Here is a 16,307-nt window from a genome sequence, read left to right as displayed (position 1 = left end):
TCAGACCCGGATCGTGTCCCCGAGGCTGGCGACGATGCCGTCGAGAATGTCCTTCTCGCTGATCACGAAGCTATCGGCGGTGGTCTCCCGCTCAAGCATGGTCATGATGCCGTCGACGACGATGCTGCCGCCGCCGAGGACATCAGCGCGGCCGGGGTGCACGACGGGGTTGAGCGCGCGGGTCTCGGCGGAGAGGTTCCTCACCTCGCGGGTGAGCACGCGCAGGGCGGAGAAGCGCAGGACGGATCCGTGGATTTCCCGGGGATCGTAGGTTTCCAACCCCTGTGCCAGCGCGGAGAGGGTGGTGAAGGTTCCTGCGACGCCGACGATCGTCTTCGCTTTGGCGACGGGGACGATCTTCACCACGTCCGCGAGCCGCTCGGCGACGTACTCGGCGGCGATCTCGGTCTCGGTGTCGGTGGGCGGGTCGGAACGCATGATGCGCTCGGTGAGGCGGACGCACCCCATCTGCGAGGAGTGGGCGCCGAGAATCTCGCCGTCGGCGGTGCCGACGATGAACTCGGTGGAACCGCCGCCGAGGTCGATGACGCAGAACGGGCCGGATTCGGGGTCAAGGTCGGTGATCGCGCCACGGAAGGAGAGGGCTGCCTCCTCGTCGCCGGAGATGACCTCGGCCTGCGCGCCGGGGGTGATGCGGCCGAGGAGTTCGGCGGTCATCCGGAAGAAGTCGTCGCGGTTGGCGGCGTCCCGGGTCGCGGAGGTGGCCACCATGCGGACGGCCTTGACCTGCTCGAACTCCATGATGCCGACGAAACGCTCCAGCGCCTGCCGGGTCCGTTCGATGGCTTCGGGAGCTAGCTCGCCGGTGGCGTCGACGCCCTGTCCGAGGCGGACGATCTCCATCGTGCGGGTGATCTCGCGGGTTGTGCCCCCGACGACGTCGCAGATGAGCAGGCGGATGGAGTTGGTGCCGCAGTCGACGGCCGCCACACGGGTCATTTGGCAGCCTCCTGGTAGAGCTCGTCGAACTGGTGGGCGTCGAAGCCCAGCGACTCGCAGGTCGGCCAGTCGGCGGGGACAGCCGTGCCGCGCAGTCCTCCCCGGTCGGCGGCCAGGGCCACCGCCTCGGTGCCGAAGCGGACCCGCTCCGGCCCCTCCGCCAGCGCGTAGGCGATGAGGACATGGAGGCACTTCACCCGGTCGGGCATGCCGCCGCCGGAGAAGTCGGTGCCCAGGTCTTCAACGGCGTTGCGCTCCGCGAGGAAGTGCTCGTGGGCGGCGCGGTAGTCGGCCTGGAGGGACTCGTCGGAAGCCAGCCGCTCCTCCATCCACTTCATCACGTGGGCGACCTCCAGCCGTGAGGCCTCGGCGGTCAGGCGCGGGTCGGTGAGGTAGTAGAGGGTGGGGAACGGGGTTCCGTCGGGGAGCCGCGGTGAGGTCTTCACCACGCCGGGAGCGCCGTCGGGGCTGCGGTAGGAAATTTCCAGCACCCCTCGAGGCTCGCGTCCCAGCTGCTTCTCGACGGCCGCCAAGTCTGCATTGTTGACAGTCATGGCGATCATTCTTCCATGAGCACGCCGCCGGGGTCGTCTGCGGGCGGGGTTGCGATGGAATCCCACAGCATCTCGTACCAGCTCAGCTCCGCCGCGAGCTCGTCGGCGGAGGTGGTCACGCTGGAGTCCGCCTCCATGCCCGGGTCGATGACCCGGAAAGGGATCTCACCGGGTTCAATGAGTCCTAATCGACGCCGCGCCTGTTCCCGGATGTAGGCTTCGTCCTCGTATTTCTCGATCTCCCCCAGCAGGCGGTCCTTCTCGATCTGCTTCGCCGCGACGGATTCGTTGAGGCGGGCGATCTCGGAACGGCCCTGGAAGTAGTTGCGCAGCGGCACGGCGATGGTGACCAGGACGAGGATCGTCACCAGGACGAGGACGCCGATCTCGGCGGTGCTCAGCCGGACCTTCGGCCGCTTCGGCCGCCGCGGCTGGTTGTCGGCAGCACGGGAGACGACCGGCACAGTGTGCCTGGAACGGGAGCGGGATTCTGACGCCATAGTTCTTCCGATAATAGGCCATCACCGCCGACGCCCCGGCTGCGCGGGGCAGCCGGGGCGTCGAAAAGCGGGCGGAACTACTTGAAGCGCGGGAAAGCGGAGCGGCCGGCGTAGACCGCGGCCTCGCCGAGCTCCTGCTCGATGCGCAGGAGCTGGTTGTACTTGGCCACGCGCTCGGAACGGGCCGGGGCGCCGGTCTTGATCTGGCCGCAGTTCAGGGCGACGGCCAGGTCGGCGATGGTGGTGTCCTCGGTCTCGCCGGAGCGGTGGGACATCATGGTGCGGTAGCCGTTGCGGTGGGCCAGCTCGACGGCGTCGAAGGTCTCGGTGAGGGTGCCGATCTGGTTGACCTTGACCAGCAGGGCGTTGGCGGCCTTCTTGTCGATGCCCTCCTGCAGGCGGGTCGGGTTGGTGACGAAGAAGTCGTCGCCGACCAACTGGACCTTGTCGCCGATGGCGGCGGTCAGGGCGATGTAGCCCTCCCAGTCGTCCTCATCCAGCGGGTCCTCAATGGAGACGATCGGGTACTCGTTGACCAGGTCCTCGTAGACCTTGGACATCTCCTCGGAGGAGAGCTCGCGGCCCTCGAAGTGGTACTTGCCGTCCTTGAAGAACTCGGAGGAGGCGACGTCCAGCGCCAGGGCGACGTCCTCACCCAGCTTGTAACCGGACTTCTCGACGGCCTCGACGATCAGGTCCAGGGCAGCCTTGGTGGACTCGACGGACGGTGCGAAACCACCCTCGTCGCCCAGGCCGGTGGACAGGCCCTTGTCCTTGATGACGCCCTTGAGGGTGTGGTACACCTCGGCGCCGACGCGCAGCGCCTCGGCGAAGGTCTCCGCACCGATCGGTGCGATCATGAACTCCTGGACGTCCACGCCCGAGTCAGCGTGTGCGCCACCGTTGAGGATGTTCATCATCGGGACCGGCAGGACATGGGCGTTCGGGCCGCCGATGTAGCGGTACAGGGGCAGACCGGCGGACTCGGCGGCGGCGCGGGCCACTGCCATGGAGACACCCAGGATGGCGTTGGCGCCGAGGCGGGACTTGTTCTCCGTGCCGTCCAGCTCCAGCATGACCATGTCGATGAGTCGCTGGTCGTCGGCCTCGAGGCCGGCGAGCTCGTCCGCGATCTCCTCGTTGACGTTGTCGACTGCCTTCAGCACGCCCTTGCCCAGGTAACGGTCGCCGCCGTCACGCAGCTCGTGCGCCTCGTGGACGCCGGTGGAGGCGCCGGAGGGGACTCCTGCGGTGGCGAGGGTGCCGTCGTCGAGCACGACGCCTGCCTCGACAGTCGGGTTACCACGGGAATCCATGATCTCTCGGGCAAAAACGTGAATGATGTCAGCCACTTGGGGCCTCCTATAGCCATCGTGAGGTGTGCAATCGTCAGCGTTGCGCGCGAAACCCACGCGCCCGTACCGATTGTTCCAGAAAACCAACGCCCAGGGGCCACCAACCCCCGCGATTCGGGGCTGACCGGGGCACCCCCTATCGCGCGGGCTGGCCCAGCGCATAGGAAGCGGCGGCGTCGCGCACGTCGATCAGGTACTGCTCGGAGCGGTTGTAGGAGTAGATGGCGGCGCTCCAGCCCTCCGGCGTGGACAGATCCCGCCCGCCGTTGCACAGCAGATTGGCGGCGCCGAGGGCGGCGTCGTCGATCTGGTGGGGATCCGCCACCCCGTCCCCGTTCGCGTCGCGCCCGTAGCGGCCCCACGACTCCGGGATGAACTGCATGGGGCCGACAGCGCGGTCGAACTCGGTGTCCCCGTCGAGCAGGCCGCCGTCGGTGTCGCGGATCTCCGCCACGCCGGGACCGCCGTCCAGGGGGATACCGATGATCTTCGGCTCCGCGAAGCCGAGATCGTTGATGCTGCTGCGGTCGAAATAACTGCCTGAGTAGGTGCCGTGGCGGGACTCCACCCAGCCGATCCCCGCGAGGGTGTTCCACTTCAGGTTGCAGCCCGGCCAGGCGTCCTGCGCGATGAGCTCGGCGTTGCCGTAGGCGCGCAGCGCCGCGCCGGGAACGCCGGTGGACTCCGCCAGCGGCTCCGACCAGAAGGCCAGCTTGTCGCTCGTGCGGCCGGAAGCCTGGATATCGATGCCCGGCACCTCCGCGCCGGCGGCGGGCGGGACGTTGTCCGGGACCGGCTGCAGCTGACGGGCAGGGCCGGAAATGTCCAGGAAGGACAGCAGCCATCCGATCAGCGAAATGACCATGATGATCGCCAGAACCACCCCAAGACCGCAACCGGTCGCCCGTCTGACTCCGCCACTCATGAGGGCCGATCCTACGGCATCGGAAAACTGGCCGCCCTCCCGCCCCGGGCACCCCCGGGACTCACCCCAAGTTGCCACTTCCATCACATCTGCCCCACAGGGAACATAGGGTGTCGGTGACAGTTCCTCCCGTTGAAAGGTGTCCCCCATGCTCCGCCGTACCCTCGCCACCGCCGCCGTCACCGCCATCGCCGTGGCGGGCCTCGCCCCGGCCGCCTCCGCCCAGACCGACCTGGTGGCGAACGCGATCGCCGCCGCCGACTGCAGACTCGTCGGCCCTGCCCTCAAGACGCTCTTCGACATCGACGACAACACCACCCGCTCCGACCTGGCCAAGCAGATCCGCGACGAGGCCAAGCCCTGGACGATCACCGACCCCAGCACCTACCTGGTCAGCGCCCAGTACGCCGGCCAGATCGCCGACATGGCCGTCGAGTGCGGCACCGTCAAGCCGGACCCGGAGCTCTTCCCGGGCAGCTCCATCCCGGGCCTGGAGAACATCCCGAACATCAACGACGTCCAGGACATCCTGGAGAACCTGTCCAGCACCCTCGTGCCCCAGCAGTAGAGGCCACTAACGGCCCGGGGGAATCTGCCTCTCCCGGGCCTTCCCCTTCGCCCACAACCTCTCCTGCTCCTGCGCCGGCACCACTCCCGTGCTCCCGTCGAAGAGGTAGGGCGAGCGCGACCGGAGCTTGTCGACGAAGCTCTCCGCCACCGCCTGGAAATCGAAGGCGCCCCGGCGCGCGGCGATCTCCGCGTGGAACAGCACCTGCAGCAGGACGTCGCCCAACTCCCCGAGCAGGGCGCGTTCATCGCCGTCCTGTTCCCAGGCGACCACCTGGTCCGCGAACTCCTGCGCCTCCTCCGCCAGGTAGGGCAGCAGCGAGCGGTGCGTCTGCGCCGCCTCCCACTCCCCCATCGAGCAGGCCCGCGTCATCGCCCGCACCGCCTGGTGCACCGGTTCGCGGCGGGACTCGGCGACGATGAGGGGCTCCCCGGCACGGACGCGCGAACGGACCCGGGGATCCGCCTCGTTGGTGCTCACCAGCACCCCGGGACCCTGCGCCGCGACCAGATCCTGGAAGTTCCAGCGGACCCGGACGGGCACCTCCTCCGTGAACTCCACCGGCCCGCCGAGCCTTCCGTGCGCCTCGAGGGGGATGAGGGAGGGCCAGCGGTCGTCGAGAAGAAGCACAGTCATGTGCCCATCCTAAATCCCCGGCGGCGCACTACTGTGAACCCGTGACGACCAACCGAACGCACACCGTGACTATGTGGAGCCTGGTGGCCCTGATCATCGGCTCCACCATCGGCTCCGGAATATTCTCCCTCCCCCAGAACGTTGCCTCAGCGGCCGGGCCTGGCGCGATGCTCATCGGCTGGGTGCTCTCCGGCGTGGGCATGCTCGCCATCGCCTTCGTCTTCCAGGTTCTCGCGGTGCGCAGGCCTCACCTCGACGCGGGCGTGTACTCCTATGTCCGTGCCGGCCTGGGCGACTACATCGGCTTCGCCTCCGGCTGGGGCTACTGGCTCGGCTCAGTGATCGCCCAGGTCGGCTACGCCACCCTGTTCTTCAACACGATCGGCCATTATGTCCCGGTCTTCGGACCCGACCACCCCGTCGCGACGGCCGTGGCCGTCTCCGCCCTGACGTGGACCATCTTCGCGGTGCTCTCCCGGGGCGTGAAACAGGCCGCGTTCATGAACGCCGTGACCACCGTGGCCAAGCTGGTGCCCATCGGCGCTTTCATCGTCCTGGTGGCCTTCCTCGGCTTCAGCTGGGAGCGCTTCACCCTGGACCTCTGGTCGACCGGCGGGTCGACCGGCTCCGTCTTCGATCAGGTCCAGGGGATCATGCTCTTCACCGTGTGGGTGTTCATCGGCATCGAGGGCGCCTCCGTGTATTCCAAACAGGCGCGGTCGCGTCGCGACGTCGGCCGGGCCACCATCATCGGCTTCCTCACCGTCCTGGCACTCCTGGTCAGCGTGTCCACCCTCTCCTACGGGGTACTCACCCAGGAGGAGCTGGCCGCGCTCCCCGACAACTCCATGGCCTCCGTCCTCGAGGTAGTCGTCGGCCCCTGGGGCGCGGCGCTGATCTCGCTGGGGCTGTGCCTGTCCGTCCTCGGCGCCTACGTCTCCTGGCAGATGCTCTGCGCGGAACCGGTGGCGATGATGGCGTTCGACGGCCTGCTGCCCCGCCGCCTCGGGGCCGTGAACATCGCCGGTGCACCCTGGGCCGCCCAGCTCGCATCCAGCGTGGTCATCCAGATCACTGTGGTGATCTTCTTCCTCAATGAGACCGCCTACATCTCCATGGTGCAGTTGGCGACGGTCCTCTACCTCGTTCCCTACCTCTTCTCCGCCCTGTATCTGGTGCTCCTCGCGGCACGCGGGCGGGGATTCTCCCACCCCCACGCCGGCGAGCTCTTCGACGACAGCGGCCCCACCGTCTCCCGCGGGGACAACCGGCGGCATCTGGTCGTCGGCGTCGTCGCCCTCCTCTACGCCTGCTGGCTCTTCTATGCCGCCGACCTCACCTACCTGCTCTTCGGGGCCCTGGCCGTCCTCCCCGGACTGGTCCCCTACGTATGGACGAGGCTGCAGGCCAGCGAGCGTCTGTTCAACACCTTCGAATGGGCCGTCGTGGCGCTGCTCCTCGCGGCGGCGGGCGGCGCGGTGTGGGGGCTGTCGCAGGGCACGCTCAGCCTGTAGACACCCCGGCGCGGCCGAAGCTGGAGCGGAGGTATTTCGTCCGCGACGTGTTCGTCTGGGATACTTGTTCCGTCCAACCCGGGCTAGAAGGAGAAATCGTGGCTCAGAAACTGTCCCCGCTCGCATCCCCGCTGCTCGACAGGGTCGTCGACGGCCCTGAAGGCTGGACCGGCCTCGAGGCCGATGAGGAGTGGGCGGCCGAGGTCAGGCGCCTCGCCGCGGAACGCAACGCCGTGATCCTGGCCCACAACTACCAGATCCCCGAAATCCAGGACATCGCCCACCACACCGGTGACTCCCTCGGCCTCTCCCGCATCGCCGCGGAGACCGACGCCGACGTCATCGTCTTCTGCGGCGTCCACTTCATGGCCGAATCCGCCAAGATCCTCTCCCCCGAGAAGACCGTCCTCATCCCGGATGAGCGCGCCGGCTGCTCCCTGGCCGACTCCATCACCGCGGAGCAGCTCGCCGAGTGGAAGGCAGAGCACCCCGACGCCCTGGTGGTCTCCTACGTCAACACCACCGCCGACGTGAAGGCGCTCACCGACGTCTGCTGCACCTCGTCCAACGCGGTCGACGTCGTCGACTCCCTGCCCGCCGACAAGGAGATCCTGTTCAATCCGGACCAGTTCCTCGGCGCCCACGTCAAGCGCGAGACCGGCCGAGAGAACATGCACATCTGGGCCGGCGAATGCCACGTCCACGCGGGCATCAGCGGCCCCGAGCTGGCCCGCCGCGCCGCGGAAAACCCCGAGGCGGACCTTTACATCCACCCGGAGTGCGGCTGCGCGAACTCCGCGATCTACCTCGCCGGCGAGGGCATCGTCGAGCCGGAACGCGTCCACATGCTCTCCACCGGCCAGATGCTCGACGCCGCCGACCGCCAGGGTTCGGGCACCGTCCTCGTCGCCACCGAGATCGGCATGCTCCACCAGCTGCGCAAGACCGCCCCGGACATCGACTTCCGGGCAGTCAACGACCGCGCCTCCTGCTCCTACATGAAGATGATCACCCCCGCCGCGCTCCTGCGCGCCCTCGCCTTAGGCGCAGACGAGGTCGACGTGCCCGCCGACACCGCCGACGCGGCCCGCGCCTCGCTCGAGCGCATGATCGCCGTGGGGCAGCCGGGCCTCGGGGAGTAGGTCAGCAACGGCCGACGGCTACCAGGCCGGCCGCGGAGAGTTCCCGGATGGGGTGCCGGTTGGTTTCGGCCGGTCTCCCGTCTGGCGGGTGGAACACGATCCTGCCGGGGGCGCGGGCCAGTCGCCCGTTGCGGGGCGGGTCGTCCGGATCGTCGTCGTTGCGGGCGTTGTGCACCTTGCACGCCATGGACAGGTTGCCCAGGTTGGTGTCGCCACCGAACTTCCAGGCCGCCAGGTGGTGGACCTGGCATTCGGCGGCTGAGGTCGTGCACCCGGGGTTGGGGCAGAGGATCGTCTCCGCTGAGAGCAGGGTGCGCTGTTTGGTGTTCGCCAGGCGGCTCTCCCGGTAGAGGTTGACGGGGCCTTCGACAGGGTCGTAGACGCCGACGAGGTGGTGCTCCGCCATCCGGCCGCGAACGAGCTCGGCGCCGGTGATGGTGGTCCCGTCGGTGAGCGCGAAGACGGTCTCGTCGCCCTCGTTGTGCTGCAGCTTCGCCCAGTCGGGCAGGCCGATGACCACCAGCGGGGTGAACTTCCCCGGCGCCGCCGGTCCCGCACCGCCCGAGACGTGCGCCACCACGGCATCGGCCATGGCCTGCTCGTAGCTGAGTAGCGGGTTATCGCTACGCAGCCGCCCGGCGGTATCCCGCAGTGGCGCCAGCATATCGGCCATCATGCGCTCGGGCAGGGTCACGGTGACGGTGCGCAGCCCCTGGGCGTCGGAGTTCTTGCCGCCCTTGAGCGAACGCCGGCCGAAGGCCTTCTTCTCGGCGTCGGTGACCCTACGGTTGAGATCACGCACCCGCGCCGCGGCGGCCCGGTCGATCTCGTCGACTGTGCCGGTCAGCGCGCACAGCTCGGCGCGCAGCTCCCATACGTCGACGGGCGCATCCTTGAGTAGTTTCCGCGCATGCTTATCGACGACCACCATCGCGTCAATCGACAGGCGCCCCTCGCGCGCCGCCGCAACGGCCGCCGCCTGGCGGCGGCGGGAACGGGTCGGACCGAAGAAGATGGCAGCCAGGTTGGTCCATTTGGCCGCAGTCGATAAGGGGTGTCCGAGGTCGATGAGGCGGCGGCGGTCGAGCTGCCCGGAGTGGATCGCATCGAGCAGCGCGACTCCCTGGCCCCCGAGGGCTTCCAGTGCGGTCACGACATCCATGCCCCGGAGAGTAGGGGGCGGGGAAGAGGGCGTCGATAAGCTGAGGGCGGTGCCTGTGGACTACCCGGGGTCATCCACAGGCACGGGTGACCCGAATTGCCTAGCGCTTGACTTCCGTGACGCTGAAGACCTGCTTTTTAGCCGGTGCCTCCGGGGCGACGACCCCGCCGGAGACGTCGACCTCGGCGACGTCGAACATGGCGGAGAGGAAGTCCGCCATCCACTGGATGAGCTCGACGTCGCGGAGGTTGGGCTGTCCGGCGCCGCGGCCGGCCTTGGGGAAGGACAGCTGGATCGCCTTCGCGGCGGCCCGGTAGGACGAACCCGGGTAGAGCCGCTTGAGCCGCACCTGCTTCGAGTCCGGCAGCTCGACGGCACCGACCTTGATGCGGGTGCCCTGCACGATGATCTCGGAGACCCCGGCGCGCCGGGCCTGGTGGCGCAGGCGGGCGACGGAGAGCAGCCGGGAGACGACCTCGGGGACGGGACCGAAACGGTCCTCCATCTCCTCGACCGCCAGCTGCAGGTCCGTGTCATTGTGGGAGGCGGCGAGCTTGCGGTAGACCTCGAGGCGCAGCCGCTCGGAGTTGATGTAGGACTCGGGGATGTGCGCGTCGACGGGAAGGTCGATGCGGATCTCCTTCGGACCCTGGTCGGTGGCGTCGAGCGCCTCGCCCCGGGCCAGCGCCTTGTACGCCTCGACGGCTTCGCCGACGAGCCGGACGTAGAGGTCGAAGCCGACGCCTGCGATGTGGCCGGACTGCTGCGCGCCGAGGACGTTGCCCGCCCCGCGCATCTCCAGGTCCTTCATCGCCACGGCCATGCCGGCTCCGAGGTCGTTGTGCTGGGCGATGGTGGCCAGGCGGTCGTAGGAGTTCTCGGTGAGCGTCGCGCCCTTGGGGTAGAGGAAGTAGGCGTAGCCGCGCTCGCGGGATCGGCCGACGCGGCCGCGGAGCTGGTGGAGCTGCGAGAGGCCCATGTGATGGGCGTTCTCCACGATGAGGGTGTTGGCGTTGGCGATGTCCAGGCCGGTCTCCACGATGGTGGTGCACACGAGGACGTCGTATTCGCGGTCCCAGAACCCCTGGACGGTTTTCTCCAGCTGTTCCTCGCTCATCTGGCCGTGGGCGACGACGACGCGCGCCTCGGGCACCAGGTCGCGCAGTTCACGGGCCTTCTTCTCGATGTCGGCGACCTTGTTGTGGATGAAGAAGACCTGGCCGTCGCGGAGCAGCTCGCGGCGGATGGACGCGGCGATCTGCTTGTCCTCCTGCGCGCCGACGTAGGTGAGGACCGGGTGGCGGTCCTCCGGCGGGGTGAGGATGGTGGTCATCTCGCGGATGCCGGCCATCGACATCTCCAGGGTGCGCGGGATGGGGGTGGCGGACATGGTGAGCACGTCGACGTTCGTCCGCAGGGCTTTGATGTGCTCCTTGTGCTCGACGCCGAAGCGTTGCTCCTCGTCGACGATGATGAGGCCGAGGTTCTTCCAGCGGACGCCGGTCTGCAGGATGCGGTGGGTGCCGATGACGATGTCCACCGACCCGTCGGCGAGCCCCGCGAGGACTTCCTTCGACTCCGCGGTGGAGGTGAAACGGGAGAGCCCGCGGATGGTCACGGGGAAACCCGCCATGCGCTCCTCGAAGGTGGACTGGTGCTGCTGGGCGAGCAGCGTCGTGGGGACGAGGACCGCCACCTGCCGGCCGTCCTGGACGGCCTTGAAGGCGGCGCGCACGGCGACCTCCGTCTTGCCGTAGCCGACGTCGCCGACGATGACGCGGTCCATGGGGGCGTGCGCCTCCATGTCCGACTTGACGGCGTCGATGGCGAGCATCTGGTCCTCGGTCTCGACGAAGGGGAAGTTGTCCTCCATCTCCTTCTGCCACGGGGTGTCCGGGGCGAAGGGGTGCCCGGGGGCGGACTGGCGCTTGGCGTAGAGCTCGACGAGTTCGCCGGCGATCTCGCGGACGGCGGCCCGGGCCTTCTTCTTCGTGTTCTTCCAGTCGGAGCCGCCCATCTTCGACAGGGTCGGCGACTCTCCGCCGGAGTACTTGCTCAGCAGCTCCAGCGAATCCATGGGGACCCACAGCTGGTCTGCGGGCTGGCCGCGCTTGGCTGGGGCGTACTCGAGGACGATGTACTCGCGTCTCGACGTCTCGTCGCCCGCGTGGATCGTCCGCTCCGCCATCTTGAGGAACCGGCCGATGCCGTGGGTCTCGTGGACGACGAAGTCGCCGGTCTTCAGTGCCAGGGGATCGACGCGGTTGCGCTTGCGCGCGGGGCGCCGCTTGGCGCCCGCGATGTCGCCGACGCGGTTGCCGGTCAGGTCCGTTTCGGTGATGACCACCAGCGGCAGGGCCTCTGCGTCCCGGTGTTTGCGCACCTTGGGGAACACCACGCCGCCGTGGCTGAGCGCCTGGTAGAGCGTGACCTCGCCGGGGCTGGGCTCCCAGCCCGGGGTGGCCGTCTTCGCCGGGATGCCTGCCTCGGCGAAACGCTCCACCATGCGCTTGATCGCGCCCTGGGCGGGGGCGATGAAGGCGGCACGGCCGCCCGCGGTGGTGTGCGCGAGCAGCAGCGACATCATTTCGGCGATCTGGGCGGCGTCGCCACGCGGGGTCGGGCCGGGTTCGAAGTCCAGCGGCAGGACCTCCGCCTCGTCGGCCTCGAACATGCCGGGTGGGGAGAAGGTCCACCACGGCAGCCCGGATTTCTGCGCGGTGACCTGGAGCGATTCATAGGAGCGGTAGGCGGAGGCCGCCAGGTCGAGGCCCTCCGCGGCGACGGGACCGGACGCACCCATGGCGGCGGCCTCCCAGCCGGCGGCGAGGAACTCCGCGTCGGTGGCCGCCAGGTCCGCGATGCGGGTGCGGATCTTCTCCGGGCCCACCAGCACGAGGTGGGTGTCCGCGGGCATCAGCTCCGGCAACGTGACCATCCGCGTGTCGACGAGCGCAGGGATCAGCGCCTCCATCCCGTCCGCCGGGATGCGGTCGGAGATCTTCGTCAGCAGCTCCACGAGGGTCGCGTTGCCGGGGTGCTTGAGCGCCAGCTCGCCTGCCCGCTGCGCGATGTCCCCCGTGATGGGCAGTTCGCGGGCCGGGTAGATCTCCAGGGACCCGACCTCGATGTCCGGGTCCGTGCGCTGGTCGGCGACGGAGAACTGCCGGATCTCGGTGACCTCGTCGCCCCAGAACTCCACGCGCACCGGATGGTCGGCGGTGGTGGGAAAGACGTCGAGGATGCCGCCGCGGGTGGCGAACTCGCCGCGCCGGGCCACCATGTCCACGTTGTTGTAGGCCCGGAACACCAGCTGCTCGGTCAGCCCGGCGAAGTCGTGCTCCGCCCCCTCCCGTAGACGGATGGGCTCGCGCCCCTCGGCCGTCTCGAGCAGGGGCTGGCAGAAACCGCGGGCGGCGGTGACGACGACCGACACCGAACCCCCGGCAATCAGATCGAGGACGCGGGCCCGCTGACCGATGGTGTCCACGCCGGGGCTCAGGCGCTCGTGCGGGAGCGTCTCCCAGGAGGGGAACCACACGACCTTCTCCCCCAGCATGGCGCGCAGCTCGGCGGTGAGGTCCTCGGCCTCGCGGCCGGTGGCGGTGACCAGCAGCACCGGCGCGTGGTGCGCCAGCACGCCCACCGCCCAGGGGCGCACCTGGTCGATGCCTGTCAGGTGGAGCCTGCCCGCGCCGACGTTGGCGGTCATGCCCTTGAGCTTCGGGTCAGTCGCGGCGACCTTGAGCAGGCCGGCCAGCATCGCCGGATTTTTCACGGGGGTCGTGCCGGCCATCTACTTCTCCCCTGCCAGACGGAGCTGTTCCTGGACCTCGTCCGAGAGCGTCGGCGTGGAGCTCATTCCCGCCAGGCCGTTCCAGCACAGGTTGACGATGTGCGCCGCCACGACCTCTTTCGCCGGCTCCCGCTCATCCAGCCACCACTGGGCGGTCATCGAGACCATGCCCACCAGGGCCTGGCCGTAGAGGATCGCCACGTGCGGATCGAGTCCCTGCCGCTCGAAAGAGTTGCCCAGGATGTGCGACACCTGGCCCACGGCGGTGTTGAGCAGGGTGGCGTAGGACTGGTCCTTGCCCGGCACGAGGTCGCGCACGAGGATGAGAAATCCGTCGGTCTCCTCCTCCACGTACGTCAGCAGCGCGAGGACCGCCTGCTCCACCCGCACCCGGGACCGGCCCTTCGACAGAGCGTCGGTGATGATCTGCTCGAGGCGGATCATCTCCCGGTCGACCACCACGGCGTAGAGGCCTTCCTTCCCGCCGAAGTGTTCGTAGACCACGGGCTTGGACACCGCGGCGCGCGCGGCGATCTCCTCCACGCTCGTGCCCTCGAAGCCGCGCTCGGCGAACACCGTGCGACCGATCGAAATGAGCTGTTCCCGGCGCTCTTTGCCCGTCATCCGCTGTCGAACCATGGTCCCCAGCCTATCCCGTGCCGGGTTTTAGTCCCCAGCCGAGTGTCGGGTACTCTGATCGTGCGTCTCTGGGACGCATTTCCCCGTGGTGTAATTGGCAACACTCTGGTTTTTGGTACCAGCTTTCCAGGTTCGAGTCCTGGCGGGGAAGCCGTTCAGGCCAACGAGGCGGCGAGCTCCGCGTGGTAGCGCGCGGTGGTCTCGGGGTGGGCGCGGAAGCGCGACTTGATGGTGTTGCGGCCGCACAGGTCGAAGATCTCCTGGTCGGACAGGTCGGCGCCGGTGCCGGGGGCGTCGGCGGCGAGTTCCGGGGGCAGGGTGACCCGCGGGAAGCGTGCGTCCAGGCCCGGGGCCAGGAAGTAGGGCACCGAGAAACGCGACGTGCCCGGCGCGGGCGGCAGCACCCGGTGCGGGGTCGCCTTGAGGTAGCCGTTGGTGGCGGCCTCCAGCAGCTCGCCGATGTTGACCACGAAATGGTCCGTGATCGGGTCCGCGTCGATCCAGCCCCCGGCGGTCTGGACCTGCAGCCCGGAGGAGCCGTCCTCGAGCAGCAGCAGGGTAAGTACGCCGGAATCGTGGTGCGCGCCGACGCCCTGGCCGGATTCGGAGCCGTCGTGGCCCGGGTAGTGCGCCAGCTTCATCGTCGGGTAGGAATCTTCGAAGGCGGCGTCGAAGAACGTGCGTTCCTGCCCCAGCGACTCCGCCCAGGCGCGCAGCAGGGTCATGCCCACCTCGCCCAGGTCCTCCTGCCAGCGGGTCACCAGGTCCTTCATGCGCGGGATGGCGCTCGGCCAGGGGTTCGGGCCCTGCAGGAGGCGCCACGGGTGGGTGTCCAGTCCCTCGGTGGCGGCGGGGAGGTCGGCGCCGTAGTCGATCTGCTCGCGCCAGTCCACCAGTCCCTGGGTCCGTTCGTCGCCGAGTTCCGCGTAACCCCGGTAGTGCGGGTTCTCCAGGTTGGAGATCTCGTACTTCTGCTCCTTGGGCAGCGCGAAGAACTCCTTGGCCACGTCGATCATCTCGTGCTGGAAGGACAGCGGGACGCCGTGGTCGGCGAGATAGAAGAAGCCGATCTCGTGGGTCACCTGGCGCAGGCGGGCGATCTCCTCCTCGCGGCCGGGGCCGTGAACGAGCTTGCGCAGGGAGATGATGGGCAGGGACGGGTTCGCGGGGGTCATGGTTCCTCACCTGAAAATTAACAGACAGCTTTGTCTGGGAATGATAGGACATGGAGTGGGGCGCCGCGATTTTTTCATTCATCCTCGGTCGACCGCCGACGCACTACAGTGTTGCGCGTGAGCACACCCCCGAAACCTGACCGCGGGCACGAGGAACACGCGGCGCGCCGCTTCATCTGGGCGAACGGCCTCCAGGGCATGGGCGACCAGATCGTCGCGGCCAAGACCGTCTTGCCGTGGCTGCTGCAGGCCGCGGGCACCCCGGGATTTTTCATCGCCCTGCTCGTGCCCATCCGGGAGTCCGGCTCCATGCTCCCCCAGGCCGCCTTCACGCCGTGGGTGACCACGCAGCGTTCCCGCAAGCGGATCTGGGTCATCGGTTCCCTCGGGCAGGCCCTCGCCGCCGCGCTGATCGGCGTGGCGGCCCTGCTGCTCGACGCCGCCCCCCTCGGAATCGCGGTCACCCTCCTGCTCGCGGTCCTCGCCGTCTTCCGCTCCCTGTGCTCCATCGCGTCGAAGGACGTGCAGGGGCGGACGATCTCCAAGGGGCGCCGCGGCGTGATCACCGGCCGGGCCGCCGCCGTCGGCGGCGCCATCGCGCTGGCCGTGGGCCTGGGCCTCGAAGTTCTCGGCGGCGACGCCCCCACCTGGCTGCTCGCCGCGCTCATCTTCGCCTCCGCCGCCGCGTGGGCCCTGGCCGCGGTGGTGTTCCGGACGATCCGGGAGCCCGAATCCGAGGTCGACCCCCGGGGTATGGGGCGGGGCTGGTGGGCGGACACCTGGGGGTTGTTCACCGGGGACCGGAAGTTCCGGCAATTCGTCGTGGTGCGTTCCCTGCTGCTGGTCACCGCGTTGTCGACGGCGTTCATCGTCACCCTCAGCCAGGAGACCGGTTCGGGCCTGACCGGTCTCGGCGCCTTCCTCATCGCCTCCGGACTGGCCTCCGTTCTCGGCGGGCGGATCTCCGGCATCTGGTCCGACACCTCCTCGCGCAACGTCATGAGCTACGGGGCACTGGCCGGGTCAATCGTCATCGTGGCGCTCGTCGCCTCCGCCCACTGGGCGTCCGCCACGGTCAACGACTGGGTGTTCCCCGCCGGGTTCTTCCTGGTCAACCTGGCGCACACCGCCATCCGGGTCGCCCGCAAGACCTACATCGTCGACATGGCCGAGGGCGACGAGCGCACCCGCTACGTCGGCGCCGCCAACACCCTCATGGGGGTCATTCTCCTGCTAGTGGGAGCGGTCTCGGGCGCCGTCGCCCTGCTGGGACCCTCCGCGGCACTGCTCTTCCTGGCGGCCGTGGGCCTGGTCGGCGTCGCCGCCGCCCGCCGGCTGCCCGACGTCTCCGCCTGAAGCGCGGCATCTACCCGCCGGCACC

The 16,307-nt window shown here is 68.9% G+C and carries 14 protein-coding genes and 1 tRNA gene; 5 read left to right on the top strand and 10 right to left on the bottom strand.

Features of this window, described 5'->3' with window-relative positions; genetic code table 11:
* The 5 genes from B840_RS03790 to B840_RS03770 form a co-directional block, all read right to left on the bottom strand.
* The gene (locus B840_RS03790) at positions 1-960 is read right to left on the bottom strand and encodes a Ppx/GppA phosphatase family protein (protein ID WP_042621032.1); all 960 of its coding nucleotides are present in this window, start codon (positions 958-960) and stop codon (positions 1-3) included.
* Entirely contained in the window at positions 957-1,514 is a 558-nt protein-coding gene (locus tag B840_RS03785) for a DUF501 domain-containing protein (protein ID WP_042622493.1), read from the bottom strand. Before B840_RS03785 ends, B840_RS03790 begins: the two co-directional genes overlap by 4 nt.
* Positions 1,515-1,519: 5 nt before the next feature.
* A complete protein-coding gene (locus tag B840_RS03780) occupies positions 1,520-2,014 on the bottom strand; it encodes a septum formation initiator family protein (RefSeq protein ID WP_052491078.1) in 495 nt (164 codons plus the stop codon).
* 77 nt (positions 2,015-2,091) lie between these two features.
* Positions 2,092-3,366, bottom strand: coding sequence for a phosphopyruvate hydratase (gene eno / locus B840_RS03775; protein WP_042621030.1), 1,275 nt, complete (start codon positions 3,364-3,366; stop codon positions 2,092-2,094).
* Positions 3,367-3,505: 139 nt separating this feature from the next.
* Positions 3,506-4,294, bottom strand: coding sequence for a lytic transglycosylase domain-containing protein (locus tag B840_RS03770; protein ID WP_042621029.1), 789 nt, complete (start codon positions 4,292-4,294; stop codon positions 3,506-3,508).
* A gap of 148 nt (positions 4,295-4,442) precedes the next feature.
* Between B840_RS03770 and B840_RS03765 the strand changes: the two genes are divergently transcribed.
* On the top strand, positions 4,443-4,862 hold the full coding sequence (locus tag B840_RS03765; RefSeq protein ID WP_052491077.1) for a hypothetical protein: 420 nt from the start codon (positions 4,443-4,445) through the stop codon (positions 4,860-4,862).
* A gap of 6 nt (positions 4,863-4,868) precedes the next feature.
* On the opposite strand, the gene B840_RS03760 is transcribed toward B840_RS03765, so the two are convergent.
* Entirely contained in the window at positions 4,869-5,498 is a 630-nt protein-coding gene (locus B840_RS03760; RefSeq protein WP_042621028.1) for a MazG nucleotide pyrophosphohydrolase domain-containing protein, read from the bottom strand.
* 41 nt (positions 5,499-5,539) lie between these two features.
* Between B840_RS03760 and B840_RS03755 the strand changes: the two genes are divergently transcribed.
* Entirely contained in the window at positions 5,540-7,012 is a 1,473-nt protein-coding gene (locus B840_RS03755; RefSeq protein WP_268236872.1) for an amino acid permease, read from the top strand.
* A gap of 98 nt (positions 7,013-7,110) precedes the next feature.
* On the top strand, positions 7,111-8,154 hold the full coding sequence (nadA, locus tag B840_RS03750; RefSeq protein ID WP_188656894.1) for a quinolinate synthase NadA: 1,044 nt from the start codon (positions 7,111-7,113) through the stop codon (positions 8,152-8,154).
* Position 8,155: 1 nt separating this feature from the next.
* Here nadA and B840_RS03745 read toward each other — a convergent pair whose 3' ends face one another.
* The 3 genes from B840_RS03745 to B840_RS03735 form a co-directional block, all read right to left on the bottom strand.
* Positions 8,156-9,316, bottom strand: a complete 1,161-nt coding sequence (locus tag B840_RS03745; RefSeq protein WP_042621026.1) for an HNH endonuclease signature motif containing protein — start codon at positions 9,314-9,316, stop codon at positions 8,156-8,158.
* 100 nt (positions 9,317-9,416) lie between these two features.
* Positions 9,417-13,079, bottom strand: coding sequence for a transcription-repair coupling factor (gene mfd / locus B840_RS03740; RefSeq protein WP_042622490.1), 3,663 nt, complete (start codon positions 13,077-13,079; stop codon positions 9,417-9,419).
* A gap of 33 nt (positions 13,080-13,112) precedes the next feature.
* Positions 13,113-13,751, bottom strand: a complete 639-nt coding sequence (locus tag B840_RS03735) for a TetR/AcrR family transcriptional regulator (protein WP_042621025.1) — start codon at positions 13,749-13,751, stop codon at positions 13,113-13,115.
* Positions 13,752-13,830: 79 nt separating this feature from the next.
* On the opposite strand from B840_RS03735, the gene B840_RS03730 reads away from it, so the two are divergent.
* Positions 13,831-13,902: transfer RNA gene (locus B840_RS03730), tRNA-Gln, on the top strand.
* Between the two features lie 4 nt (positions 13,903-13,906).
* Here the strand turns inward: B840_RS03730 and B840_RS03725 are convergent.
* Positions 13,907-14,926, bottom strand: a complete 1,020-nt coding sequence (locus tag B840_RS03725) for an isopenicillin N synthase family dioxygenase (RefSeq protein ID WP_042621024.1) — start codon at positions 14,924-14,926, stop codon at positions 13,907-13,909.
* A 117-nt stretch (positions 14,927-15,043) separates the two neighbouring features.
* Between B840_RS03725 and B840_RS03720 the strand changes: the two genes are divergently transcribed.
* Positions 15,044-16,282 (top strand): MFS transporter, encoded by a 1,239-nt coding sequence (locus B840_RS03720; RefSeq protein ID WP_084602763.1) that lies wholly within the window; start codon positions 15,044-15,046, stop codon positions 16,280-16,282.
* Positions 16,283-16,307 lie beyond the last annotated feature (25 nt).

The sequence above is a fragment of the Corynebacterium marinum DSM 44953 genome (assembly GCF_000835165.1).
Taxonomy (GTDB): Bacteria; Actinomycetota; Actinomycetes; order Mycobacteriales; family Mycobacteriaceae; genus Corynebacterium; species Corynebacterium marinum.
Note: the sequence above shows the minus strand (reverse complement) of the source record. Positions and strands in the feature narration are given on the sequence as shown.